Raw genomic sequence first — 11,945 nt, 5'->3', positions numbered from 1 at the left:
CGCCCCATGCCCACCGCCGCCAAACTTGTCGCCGCCCTTTGCCTCGCGGCGCTCGGGTTCGGCGTGTCCGAACTGATCAAGACGCTGATGCCCGCCTCCACGGTATTCGGCATCTTCAGCTTCATCAACGCCGGGCTCGGGCTGGTGCTGGGCTGGATCGTCGTCGGCAACCGCTCCGGACGGGGGCAGGCGGCGGCGGTTGGCAACGGCATCACCGGGGTGGTCTCGCTGGTGTTCTGGGGCCTGTTCATCCAGTCGGTGAACGAGATGGTCAAACAGGCCATGAAGCACCATTACGACGGCCCGGTGGAGGCCTTCGCGGACGTCTTCCAGATCATGATCGACTTCGGGCAGGTGCTGCTTGACCCGCTGCTGCTGTCCATCCTGCTGCTCGGCTCGCTGGTGACGGGCTACCTTTCGGAAATCGCCGCCGGACGCTGGAGATAAGCCTTTGGCTGACCTGTTCTTTTACGGCACTCTGCGGCATGTGCCGCTGCTCTCGCTTGTGCTGGGCCGCGATGTGCCGGAACTGCGCGAGGCGGTCCTGCCCGGCTATGCGGTGCGCCGGGCGAAGGGCCAGCCCTTTCCCCTGATCGTGCCGACGCCCGGAGGGCAGGCGCGGGGTGTCTTCATGCCGGGCCTGTCGGAAGAGGACGTCGCCCGGCTCGACTTCTACGAAGGCGGCTTTGCCTTCGACCTGATCGACGAGAGGGTCTGCACGACGGACGGCGAGAAGGCCGCGCGGGTCTACCTTCCGCATGACGGCGCATGGCAGATCGGGCCGCTCTGGTCGCTCGAGGCGTGGGCGGACGAGTGGGCCGACATGACGGTCATCGCCGCGCGCGAGGTGATGGACCGCTTTGGGCATCAGACGGCGGAGGAGATCCGTCCGCTGCTCCCCTTCTTCCGCGCCCGCGCCTGGGCGAACATCCTGGCCCGCAAGGCCGCGCCGCAGACCCTGCGCACCGCCATGACCATGGACGACGTGGAGATCGTCCGGAAACGGGAGGGCTATGACGGCTTCTTCCGCATCAAGGCCTTCGACCTGCGACACCGGCGCTTCGACGGTGGCCGGTCCGAGGTGTTCCCCCGCGAGGCTTTCATCGCCTGGGACGCGGCGCTGGTGCTGCCTTACGATCCTGTCCACGACACGGTGATGCTGATCGAGCAACTGCGCTACGGTCCGATCCATCGCGGCGATCCCGCGCCCTGGGTGCTCGAGCCCATCGCGGGGTTGGTCGATCTGGGTGAGGCGCCGGAGGAAACCGCGCGGCGCGAGGCGGTGGAGGAGGCCGGGCTGCGGATCGACCGGATCGAGCCGATCCTCGCGGCCTATCCCTCGCCCGGCTATTCGACCGAGTTCTTCCACATGTTCCTCGGCCTGTGCGATCTGTCGGAGCGGGCGGCGCAGGGGCAGGGCGGTCTCGACCACGAGAACGAGGACATTCGCAATCATGTGATCCCGTTTGATCAGGCGATGGCGCTGGTCGAAAGCGGCGAGATCAACGCGGTTCCGCTGGCCATGATGCTCCTGTGGCTGGCGGGCAGACGCGCAGGGCTGCGCAGGGCGGTCTGAGCGGTCTTGAGTTCCCGGCAGGCGAGCCCTACACCATGGGGACGTTTGTGAAGGAAAGGACAGCGCATGCGGATCGCGAAGGATTTGGCCCAGGCCGTTGGCAACACCCCCCTGATCCGCCTGAACAAGGCGTCCGAAGAGACAGGCTGCGAGATCTTCGGCAAGGCGGAGTTCATGAACCCCGGCCAGTCGGTGAAGGACCGTGCCGCGCTGTTCATCATCAAGGACGCCGTCGAGAAGGGCCTGCTGAAGCCCGGCGGCACCATCGTGGAAGGCACGGCCGGCAACACCGGCATCGGCCTCGCGCTGGTCGGGTCCTCCATGGGATTCAAGACCGTCATCGTCATTCCCGAGACGCAGAGCCAGGAAAAGAAGGACATGCTGCGGCTCGCCGGTGCCGAGCTGGTGCAGGTGCCCGCAGCGCCTTACAAGAACCCGAACAACTACGTGCGCTACTCCGGCCGCCTCGCGGAAGAGCTGGCGCGGACCACGAACGAGGGCGTGATCTGGGCCAACCAGTTCGACAACGTCGCGAACCGTCAGGCGCATATCGAAACCACCGGACCGGAGATCTGGGAACAGACCGACGGCAAGGTGGACGGCTTCATCTGCGCGGTCGGCTCGGGCGGCACGCTCGCCGGTGTCGGCATGGCGCTGCAGCCCAAGGGCGTGAAGATCGGCCTCGCTGACCCGGACGGCGCGACGCTCTACAACTATTACACGCACGGCGAGCACAAATCCGAAGGCTCGTCCATCACCGAAGGCATCGGGCAGGGGCGGATCACCGCCAACCTCGAAGGGTTCACCCCGGACCTGGCCTACAACATCCCCGACAGCGAGGCGCTGCCGGTGGTCTTCGACCTGCTGGCGGACGAGGGGCTTTGCCTTGGCGGCTCCTCCGGCATCAACGTCGCGGGCGCAATCCGCATGGCGAAGGAAATGGGGCCGGGTCATACCATCGTCACCATCTTGTGCGACTACGGAACGCGCTACCAGTCGAAGCTGTTCAACCCCGAGTTCCTCCGGGAAAAGGGCCTGCCGACACCGCCGTGGCTGACGCGGGCGCCTGCCAGCATCCCGGGGGTCTTCGAAGATCAATGACGTATCTGACAAGAACACTGACAGGGCTCTTCGCAGCCCTGTTTCTGTCTTTGGCAACGGCTCTTCTCGCGCAGGACGAGACCGGCATCGACTACTCCGCCTGGGAGAGTCTGGCGGTGCGGGCGGAAACCACCGTCGAGCAGGGACGCGCGTCCGACACGGCGCTCGAGGACCTGCGGGCGGAGGTGGCGGGCTGGCGCGATTCCTTCCTGCAGGCCCAGAGCATCAACGCGCAGCGCATTGCCAGTGTCGAGGCGCAGATCGCGACGCTGGGTCCCGCACCCGCCGAGGGCGAAACCGAAGACGAGGAACTTGCGGCGCGGCGTGCGGATCTCAATGACCAGCTGACCCGGCTGAAAGCGCCGAGCCTGCGCGCCGAGGAGGCCTATGTCCGGGCAAACGGCGTGATCTCGGAGATCGACAGCATCATCCGCGAGCGCCAGACCAGTGAGCTGCTGAGCCTCGGACCGTCGCCGCTCAACCCGGCGCATTGGGGCGAGGCCTTGATGAGTTTGAAGACCTCGGTCACCGCGACCTGGGCCGAATTGACGCGCAACATCCAGACACCGGCGCTGCGAGCCGAGGCCCAGCAGAAGCTGCCGGCCATCCTCGTGTTGCTGGCCATCGCCGCCACGCTCCTGCTGCGCGGCAAGGGGTGGGCGCGCAAGGGGGTCGATCGCATGCGCGGGGCCACCCGGCGCGGCACCGGCGTCTGGCGCTTTGTGCTGTCTCTGGGGCAGATCCTGCTGCCCTATATCGGTGTGCTGTGCCTCACCGTCGCCCTGCTGATTTCCGGTCTGCCGGGCCAGCGCTGGACGCTGATCCTCGAACAGGTGCCGCTGTGGATGCTCATCATGCTGACCATCCGCTGGCTGGCGGACCAGAGTTTCAACGATGACGACGCCATCGCCACCATCGCCCTCGACCGTTCGGAGCGCTACGCGGCGCGGGCCTATGCCAACCTGCTGTCGCTGACCTTCGTCGCGCGTTCGGTGGTGCAGGCGATGATCGAATTCGACAACCTGCCGGAAAGCACGGCGGCGGTTCTGGATTTCCCGCTGCTTGCGCTGTCGGGTTTCTTCCTGTTCCGCCTTGGACGCGTGCGCAATCACGCACCCTTCGCCGGCAGCGCCGCCGCCCAGACCGACGAAGGCCCCTTCCGCATGCGCTTTGCCCGTCTCATGGGCCGGGCGGCGATGGTGGTGGGCGTGCTCGGGCCGCTGCTGGCGGCGATCGGCTACTACCGCGTTGGCGAAATGCTGATCTACCCGTTCATCGCCACGCTCGGCGTGATCGGCCTCGTGCTTGTGCTGCAACGGGTGATCAACGACCTGTACGAGCTGGTGACCGGCGAGAGCGGCGCGGAGGCCGACAGCCTCATACCCGTGCTCGCGGGGTTCATGCTGGTGGTTCTGTCGCTGCCGTTTCTGGCGCTGATCTGGGGCGCCCGGGTGGCGGACCTGACCGAGCTCTGGGCGCGGTTCCGCGAGGGCTTCCAGATGGGCGACACGCGCATCTCGCCCAGCGATTTCCTCGTGGTGATCGTGGTCTTCGTGGCGCTGCTGATGCTCACGCGGCTGCTGCAAGGGGGGCTGCGCAGCACCGTGCTGCCGAAGACCAAACTCGATCAGGGCGCCCGCAACGCGGTCGTCTCCGGCGTCGGCTACATCGGCATCTTCCTTGCCGCCATCATCGCGGTGACCGCAGGCGGGCTGGACCTTTCGTCGCTGGCTATCGTCGCCGGTGCGCTGTCCGTCGGCATCGGTTTCGGCCTGCAGAACATCGTGTCGAACTTCGTCTCCGGTATCATCCTGCTGATCGAGCGGCCCATCTCCGAGGGCGACTGGATCGAGGTGGGCGGCCGCCACGGCATCGTCAAGGACATCTCCGTGCGCTCGACGCGGATCGAGACCTTCGACCGCTTCGACGTCATCGTGCCCAACGCGGACCTCGTGTCCGGACAGGTGACGAACTACACCCGGGGCAATGTCATCGGGCGGATCATCGTGCCGGTGGGCGTGGCTTACGGCAACGACACGCGCAAGGTGGAACGTCTGCTTCTGGACATCGCGCGGCACCACGACATGGTGCTGATGAACCCGCCGCCTGCGGTGATCTTCATGGGGTTCGGGGCGGACAGCCTCGATTTCGAGATTCGCGCGATCCTGCGGGACGTCAACCAGAGCATGGGGGTGAAGTCCGAGATGTTCCATCAGATCTACGAGACCTTCACGAAGGAAGGGATCGAAATTCCCTTTGCGCAGCGCGACGTCTGGATTCGCAACCCGGAAACCCTGGTGAAACCGGGCGCCGGGCCGGACGCGCCGAAGGACTACACGCCGGTTGACCGGGAGCAGCGCCGCGAGGCGTCGGGGCCGGCTTTCGATGCCGGGGAGGGCGACAAGTGAGCGCGCTTCTGTACCGCGACGATCCCTACCTGCGCGATGCGCCGGGGCGGGTGACGGGCCACACCGAGGAGGGCGGCATCATCGTCGAGCCGGCGCTGTTCTATCCCAAGGGTGGCGGCCAGCCGGGGGACAACGGCTGGCTCGAATGGGACGGCAAGCGGTTGCCGATCGCGACGGCGGTCAAGCACGAGGACGGCGTGCGTTCCGTGCTGGTGCCCGCGGAACCGGCGGCGCTGCCGCCGATGGGTGCGCATGTGGTGCAGGTGCTCGACTGGGAGCGGCGGCACCGGCACATGCGGGTGCACACGGCGCTGCATCTACTCAGCGTTGTGGTGCCGCTGCCGGTCACCGGCGGGCAGATCGGGGCGGGCACCGGGCGGCTGGATTTCCTGATGCCGGAGCCGCCGAGCGACAAGGATGCGCTGGAGCGGGCCCTGAACGACATGATCGACAAGGACCTCGCTGTGGGCGAGGAGTGGATCACCGAGGCCGACCTCGACGCCAATCCGGAACTGGTGAAGACACTGTCGGTGAAACCGCCGCGCGGCTCCGGCGCGGTGCGCCTCGTGCGGATCGGGCAAGGGCGGGACCAGGTGGACCTGCAGCCCTGCGGCGGGACGCATGTGGCGCGGACCGGAGAGATCGGGCGCGTCAGCTTTGGCAAGATCGAGAACAAGGGCAAGCAGAATCGCCGGATCAGTATTGTCCTCGACAGTTGACCAGTCCTGACGGCGCCGTCCTTTGTCTTGTCACCGCTTCTTCAACGGCACACCGTAGAGTTCCATCCTGTGGCCGGTGAGCCTGTAGCCGAGCTTGCGGGCAATGCGGTCCTGCAAGACTTCGATCTCCGGATCGACGAATTCGATGACCTTGCCGGTGGTCGTGTCGATCAGGTGATCGTGGTGCGCGCGCTTCGCATCCTCGTAGCGCGCGCGGCCGTCGCCGAAGTCGACCTTGTCGAGAATCCCTGACTCTTCAAAGAGTTTCACCGTCCTGTAGACCGTCGCAATGGAAATGCGCCCGTCCACTTTCGCGGCGCGGGCGTGCAGTTCCTCGACGTCCGGGTGATCGCGGGAGGTTTCCAGAACCTCCGCGATCGTGCGGCGCTGGCCGGTCATGCGCAGGCCCTTGGCGCGGCATCTGTCCAGGATGGTTTGGGTCATGTCGGGGCCTTCGTCACGGGTCCGACCCTTTTGCCAAAACCGGCGTCAGGCGTAAAGCGGTTGCAGGCCCATCTGCATGTGCAGTGCGTTGACCGTGGGCTCGTCGAGCTCCATCGCCTTGGCGAGGCTGTCGAGGTACTGCGCCTCCGCCGCGGTATCGACCGTGATGGTCATGAGCGAGGCGCTGTACACCTGCGTGCGCAAGGCTGCGGGGGTATCGGCGGCGAGGGTCTCCGGGTCGACCTTCGCGGCCAGCTGCGTCTTGATGAAGGCCTTGTCCTCCGCGTCCGCGTCATCGCCAAGTGTCTCCAGGATCTTGGCTTTCTCCGCTGCGTCGATGCCGCCGTCGGCCTTTGCCGCCTGGATCATGGCGCGCAGCATCAGGCCGGCCATCTCCTCGCCCTGCGGGTTGGTCTGCTTCGTGTTGAAGGCGTCGAGCATGGCCGAGGCGGTTTTGCCCTGCGTTGCCGCGGCGGCGGTGAGCATTCCCGCAAGGCCGGTGCCCGCGCTGCCCATCATGGCGTTCAGATCCATGGTGCCGTTCTGGACCTTCTTCATCATGTCCGCCATGGGGTTGCCCTCGCCCATGCCCTGCATCATCGCGCCAAGGCCACCCTGCTTGAAAGTTTCCATCATGGAATTCAACGGGTTGTTCGGCATCTGTGGCATATCCGGCATCTTGCCGGACATCGCCTGGCCCATCTGCGCGGTGGGCGCGCTGGCCGGGTGCTCGCCCTTGAGCTGGGCGCTGCCGCCGATCAGCCCGGGTTGCGGTTTGGTCAGCCGGTCGACGCCGCGTGCTGCCGCGTAACCGATTGCAATCTTTGCCAGAGTTCCCATGAGACCCATGATGAAAATCCTTCCCCGTGTGTTGGCGTTCGCCCTGTCCACCCAGACTGGCAGATTTCTCCAGCGGAGTCACAGGGTTGATTGACGGCGGCGGATTTCCGGTGTCCATGGGGGCATGGAACGCAAGGACAGGATGGATCTGGCGGGGGCGGCGGGGATGGTGGCGTTTGCCGCGATGCTGGCCCTGAACCAGGTGGTGATCAAGGTGACCAACGGCGGATTCGGCCCGGTCTTCGGGGCGGGGCTGCGCTCGCTGCTGGCGGTCGGCGTGCTGCTGATCTGGGCCGCGGTGATGAAACGCCCGGTGCGCGGACTGCGTGAAAGCCTCGGGCCGGGGTTGCTGCTCGGGCTGTTGTTCAGCGTGGAATTCCTTTTGCTTTTCATGGCCTTGGATCACACCACCGTGTCCCGTTCGGCGATCCTGTTCTACTCGATGCCGGTCTGGCTGGCCCTTACCGCGCACTTCCTTTTGCCGGGCGAGACGTTGTCTTTGCGGCGGGGGATCGGATTGGTGCTGGCGATGGCGGGGGTGGTCTGGGCGCTCGCCGATCCGGTGAGCCTGTCGGCAGGCAGCGTGTTCGGCGATGTCCTGGCGTTGGGGGCGGCGCTGTGCTGGGCGGGGATCGCCCTGACGCTGCGGCTGACGCGGGTGTCCGAGTGCTCCAACGAGACGCAACTCTTCTGGCAACTTTTTGTTTCTGCTGTTGTTTTGCTATTCGTGGCACCCCTGTTCGGACCGTTGTTCCGGGAGCCGACATGGCTGCATTGGGCGGGCATGGGTTATCAGGCGGTGCTGGTAGCGAGCCTCGGGTTCCTGTTCTGGCTGCGCCTGATGGCGATCTATCCCGCCTCCGACATCGCGGCGTTTTCCTTTTTATCCCCGGTGCTTGCGGTGGGTTTCGGCTGGGCGCTGCTGGACGAGCCGGTGGGGCCGGGGTTCCTCGGCGCGTTGGGGCTCGTGGCGGTGGGAATCGTGCTCATCAACGTCCGCCGCAAGCGGAGTTAATGCACCGTCCGGCGCGGTTAACGGGGCGTCCGGTCCCCCGTTGCCGCCGGGATTCGCGGAAAGTCGGTACAAAACCTGTCGAATTTCGTACAGATTTGGGGGGTGTCGAAACCGGCCTTGCGGGGGGCGTTTCCGGGGTTTGGTACAAAAAGGGCCGAGTTTCGTACAGATTGCCCTGCGGGGACTTACGATGGTATCGATACCATCCTGCCGGGACGCTTTCCCTTGCGTCACATTTCGTTAACGCAGCTGAAATTCCACCGCGTCACGTGCCGCAGAACGTCGCCGTGACCTCTTCCTGTGTCGTCGGAGCGCGGCGCAGGTCTTCGAAGTCGGGGTTGGCCTCGAAGGGATTGGCCAGCGCCGCATTCAGGCGGTGAAAGAGGCTGTCGTCGCCCTGCACCGCGGCGGCGATCATTTCCTCGATCCGATGGTTGCGCGGGATCAGGACGGGATTGCTCGCGGCCATGAGCGCCTGCGGGTCCGGCTCGGACCGGATGCGCTCCTGCCAGCGGACATGCCAGCGATCGAAGCCCACCCGGTCCGCGATCTGGTCACGCGGGGCGCCATCCAGTAAGCTGCGGAAGGTGTTGGTGAAGTCGGACGCGCCGGACTGCATGAGGCCCAAGAGGTCACTGACAAGCTGCGCGTCCTCCGGCTCCGGCTCGGAGATGCCGAGCTTGGCGGCAAAGCGGCGGGTCCATTCGGCGCGGAGGGTGTCGGCGCTGGCGTGGATGATCTCGGTGAAGTCCTTCACCGCCTTGTCCTGATCGTCGGTGAGCGGCACGAGGGCGGTGGCCAGTTGTGCCATGTTCCACAGGATGATGTCCGCCTGCGCCGCATAGGCGTAGCGCCCGAAGCGGTCGATGGAGGAGAAGCGTTTCTCCGGGTGGTAGGCGTCGAGAAAGGCGCAGGGGCCGTAGTCGATGGTTTCGCCCGAGAGGGTGCAGTTGTCGGTGTTCATCACGCCATGGATGAAGCCGAGCGACATCCACTGCGCGACGAGGCGGGTCTGGCGGTCACAGACTTCCGCGAGCAGGTCGCTCGGCGTATGGGCCTCCGGGTAATGGCGGCCCTGGGTGTAGTCGAAGAGCGTTTGCAGCGTGTCGTAATCGCGCTGCGCGGCGAAGACCTGAAAGGTGCCGACACGGATATGGCTGGAGGCGACGCGGGTGAGGACGGCGCCGGGGAGGGGCTGGTCGCGGTAGACCTCTTCTCCGGTGCGGGTGGCGGCGAGGGCGCGGGTGGTGGGCACGTCAAGCGCGTGCATGGCTTCGGAGACCACGTATTCGCGCAGGACCGGGCCGAGCCATGCCCGCCCATCGCCGCGACGGGCGAAGGGCGTGGGGCCGGAGCCCTTGAGCTGGATGTCGCGGCGCAGTCCATTGCGGTCGATGACCTCGCCCAGCAGGACCGCACGGCCATCGCCAAGCTGGGGATTGAACTGGCCGAACTGGTGCCCGGCGTAGTTCTGCGCGATGGGCGTGGCGCCCTCGGGCAGGGCATTGCCGGCGAAGAGCGCGGCGAGGGCGGGATCGTCGGTGCCGTGGATCTGAAGCTCCTCGGCCAGCGCGTGGTTGAAGGCGATGAGGGAGGGGGCCTTGACCCGCGTGGGTCTTTGCGGGGCGAAGAAGCCCTGCGGCAGGCGGGCGTAACTGTTGTCGAAGGGAATGTGCAGGGTCATGCCGGGGACATAGGGTCAGGAGAGGGGCTTTTCCATGGTCACCGAGGTGATGCGGGTGAAGCCGGGGTGCGCCTTGCGATCGGTGATCGCGAAGCCGAAGGCGGTGAAGGCGGCGTGGTTGCGGGTCAGCTCGATGCGGGTTTCGAGTTGCAGCCGGGGCAGGGACAGGCGGCGGGCGAGGGTCTCGGCCTCCCGCAGGAACGCCCGGCCCAGCCCCTGGCCCTGCGCTTCGGGGGCGATGGCGAGCTTGCCCATATAGAGCGCTTCCGGGCGCTGCGCGAAGAAGGCGCAGCCGAGGAGCGGGCCGGGGGTGATGTAGAGATGTTCGGCGCGGGCGCGTGCCCGCAGGGTTTCGAGCGTGAGGCGGTGCGCGGAGGAGGGCGGATCGATGACGCCGTCCATATAGGCAAAGCTGCCACGGATCAGGGCCAGCAGCCCCGTCCAGTCGTCGAAACCCTCGGGAGCGGGGATCGGCGTCACAGCATGCGGCTCATGTACATGTAATCCTCGCGCGGCGCAAAGCGGGCGCGGCGGTAGAAGCCGATCAGGCGATCGTCGGAGCGGTCGGCCTCGAGATGCAGCGCCTTGACCCCGGCGTCCTTCATCGCCTTGGCAATGCCGCTGAGGGCATCGAAGCCCATGCCGCGCTTGCGCACGGCGGGGCGGATGTAGAGCTCGTCGACGATGGCATCGAGCCCGCCGAATTCGAGGCTCCAGCCAAAGGTGATGCAGATGTAGCCCACGGGGGCACGGCGCGGCCCGATCAGCCAGATCGCGCCATGCGGCGATCCGGCGAGGATCGGGGCGACGGCATTGGCGACATGGTCGAGGTCGCTGTCGTAGCCCCGTTCCGCATGGAAGGCGGCAACAAGCGGCAGGAGCTTGTCCGCATCCTCTTCGGCGGCGAGATGGAGCGACTTCATGGGACCTGCCTGACGGATAACCTGCTGCGCGCAAACCCTATGCCCGCCCGCAGGCCGAAGCAAGCCGCTCAGGCAGGAAGCCGCCGCCTGGTCTTCTCTGGTCTGAAAATACCCTCGGGGTCCGGGGCAGAGCCCCGAACAAAATTTTGTCCCGGCAAAATTTTTGCCCGCTCAGGACAGCCGCCCGAGCCTTTCGGTCAGCAGCGCGAAGAAATGGTCCGCGTCCAGATCGCCGATGAACAGCGCGTTGGGCGCGCGGTCGGTCACGCCCCACCAGTCGGCGACGGTCATGCCGCGGCAGAGGGTGCTTTCGGTCTCGATCTCGACGTTGATGTGCCGTCCGGAGAACAGGTGCGGGGCGATCAGGTAGGCGGTGACACAGGGGTCGTGCAGCGGCGCCCCCTCGGAGCCGTATTTGGCGAGGTCGAAGCGCTCGAAGAAGTCGGTCATCTGGGCGACGGCGGTGCCGACGCGGGTGCCGAGGGCGCGGAAGGCGTCGTTGCGGGGCGTGGTGACCAGCGCCTTGTGGGTGCAGTCGAGCGGCAGGACAACCAGCGGCACGCCCGCGCCGAAGACGATCTTCGCCGCCTCGGGATCGACGTAGATGTTGAACTCGGCGGTGGGGGTGATGTTGCCCACTTCGAAATAGGCGCCGCCCATCAGCACGATTTCCCGGATGCGCGGGGCGATGTCGGGGGCCTTTTCAAGGGCGGTGGCGATATTGGTGAGAGGGCCGAGAGGGCAGAGGGTGACGCTGCCCGCGGGTTCGCGGCGCAGGGTGTCGATGAGGAAATCGACGGCGTGCCCGTCCTGCAGCGGCATTGTCGGCTCCGGCAGGGTCGGGCCGTCGAGGCCGGTCTTGCCGTGCACATGCTCCGCCGTCACCAGATTGCGCCCGAGCGGGCGGTCGCAGCCGGCGAAGACCTTCGTTTGCGGGAAACCCGCCAGTTCGCAGACAATGCGGGCGTTGCGGGTGGTCAGCTCCAGCGGCACGTTCCCGGCGACGCAGGTGATGCCGAGCACCTCGAGGTCCTCTGGCGAGGCCAGCGCCAGCAGGATGGCGACCGCGTCGTCCTGTCCCGGGTCGGTGTCGATGATGATCTTGCGGGCCGTCATGACGCTCTCCTGTTTCTGACGGCTCAGGAGTGGCATGGGGGCCGGGACCATGCAAGGGCAGCGTGAGCGTCTCCGTTGCGTCACCCGTGACGGCAGGTCATCCGGCCCGATCAGGCGGG

General features: G+C 66.4%; 12 protein-coding genes. 6 read left to right on the top strand and 6 right to left on the bottom strand.

Annotation, left to right across the window (positions count from 1 at the left end; translation table 11 throughout):
• The first annotated feature begins 6 nt into the window (after positions 1 to 6).
• From ACP159_RS04965 to ACP159_RS04945, 5 genes are all read left to right on the top strand, one after another.
• Positions 7 to 447: a TrgA family protein gene (locus ACP159_RS04965; RefSeq protein ID WP_425098529.1), complete on the top strand. Its 441-nt coding sequence runs from the start codon at positions 7 to 9 to the stop codon at positions 445 to 447.
• 4 nt (positions 448 to 451) lie between these two features.
• Positions 452 to 1,576, top strand: a complete 1,125-nt coding sequence (locus ACP159_RS04960) for an NUDIX domain-containing protein (RefSeq protein WP_425098528.1) — start codon at positions 452 to 454, stop codon at positions 1,574 to 1,576.
• 66 nt (positions 1,577 to 1,642) lie between these two features.
• Positions 1,643 to 2,677 (top strand): cysteine synthase A, encoded by a 1,035-nt coding sequence (locus ACP159_RS04955; protein ID WP_425098527.1) that lies wholly within the window; start codon positions 1,643 to 1,645, stop codon positions 2,675 to 2,677.
• Entirely contained in the window at positions 2,674 to 5,085 is a 2,412-nt protein-coding gene (locus ACP159_RS04950) for a DUF3772 domain-containing protein (protein ID WP_425098526.1), read from the top strand. The genes ACP159_RS04955 and ACP159_RS04950 overlap by 4 nt, the downstream gene beginning before the upstream one ends.
• Positions 5,082 to 5,804: an alanyl-tRNA editing protein gene (locus ACP159_RS04945; RefSeq protein WP_425098525.1), complete on the top strand. Its 723-nt coding sequence runs from the start codon at positions 5,082 to 5,084 to the stop codon at positions 5,802 to 5,804. The genes ACP159_RS04950 and ACP159_RS04945 overlap by 4 nt, the downstream gene beginning before the upstream one ends.
• A 30-nt stretch (positions 5,805 to 5,834) precedes the next feature.
• Here ACP159_RS04945 and ACP159_RS04940 read toward each other — a convergent pair whose 3' ends face one another.
• The gene (locus tag ACP159_RS04940; protein ID WP_425098524.1) at positions 5,835 to 6,248 is read right to left on the bottom strand and encodes a Fur family transcriptional regulator; all 414 of its coding nucleotides are present in this window, start codon (positions 6,246 to 6,248) and stop codon (positions 5,835 to 5,837) included.
• Between the two features lie 45 nt (positions 6,249 to 6,293).
• On the bottom strand, positions 6,294 to 7,097 hold the full coding sequence (locus tag ACP159_RS04935) for a DUF533 domain-containing protein (RefSeq protein WP_425098523.1): 804 nt from the start codon (positions 7,095 to 7,097) through the stop codon (positions 6,294 to 6,296).
• Positions 7,098 to 7,212: 115 nt separating this feature from the next.
• Here ACP159_RS04935 and ACP159_RS04930 point away from each other — a divergent pair, with 115 nt between their 5' ends.
• Entirely contained in the window at positions 7,213 to 8,103 is an 891-nt protein-coding gene (locus ACP159_RS04930) for a DMT family transporter (protein WP_425098522.1), read from the top strand.
• Between the two features lie 265 nt (positions 8,104 to 8,368).
• On the opposite strand, the gene ACP159_RS04925 is transcribed toward ACP159_RS04930, so the two are convergent.
• From ACP159_RS04925 to ACP159_RS04910, 4 genes are all read right to left on the bottom strand, one after another.
• Positions 8,369 to 9,787 (bottom strand): protein adenylyltransferase SelO, encoded by a 1,419-nt coding sequence (locus ACP159_RS04925; protein ID WP_425098521.1) that lies wholly within the window; start codon positions 9,785 to 9,787, stop codon positions 8,369 to 8,371.
• A 15-nt stretch (positions 9,788 to 9,802) separates the two neighbouring features.
• Complete coding sequence (locus tag ACP159_RS04920; protein WP_425098520.1) at positions 9,803 to 10,267, bottom strand: GNAT family N-acetyltransferase; 465 nt, start codon at positions 10,265 to 10,267, stop codon at positions 9,803 to 9,805.
• Complete coding sequence (locus ACP159_RS04915; RefSeq protein ID WP_425098519.1) at positions 10,264 to 10,710, bottom strand: GNAT family N-acetyltransferase; 447 nt, start codon at positions 10,708 to 10,710, stop codon at positions 10,264 to 10,266. Before ACP159_RS04915 ends, ACP159_RS04920 begins: the two co-directional genes overlap by 4 nt.
• A 171-nt stretch (positions 10,711 to 10,881) precedes the next feature.
• Complete coding sequence (locus ACP159_RS04910) at positions 10,882 to 11,826, bottom strand: nucleoside hydrolase (protein ID WP_425098518.1); 945 nt, start codon at positions 11,824 to 11,826, stop codon at positions 10,882 to 10,884.
• Positions 11,827 to 11,945 lie beyond the last annotated feature (119 nt).

Origin of the sequence: Tropicibacter sp. S64 (genome assembly GCF_049803835.1) — a bacterium.
GTDB lineage: Bacteria > Pseudomonadota > Alphaproteobacteria > Rhodobacterales > Rhodobacteraceae > Pacificoceanicola.
This window is presented reverse-complemented; position numbering and strand designations above follow the sequence as displayed.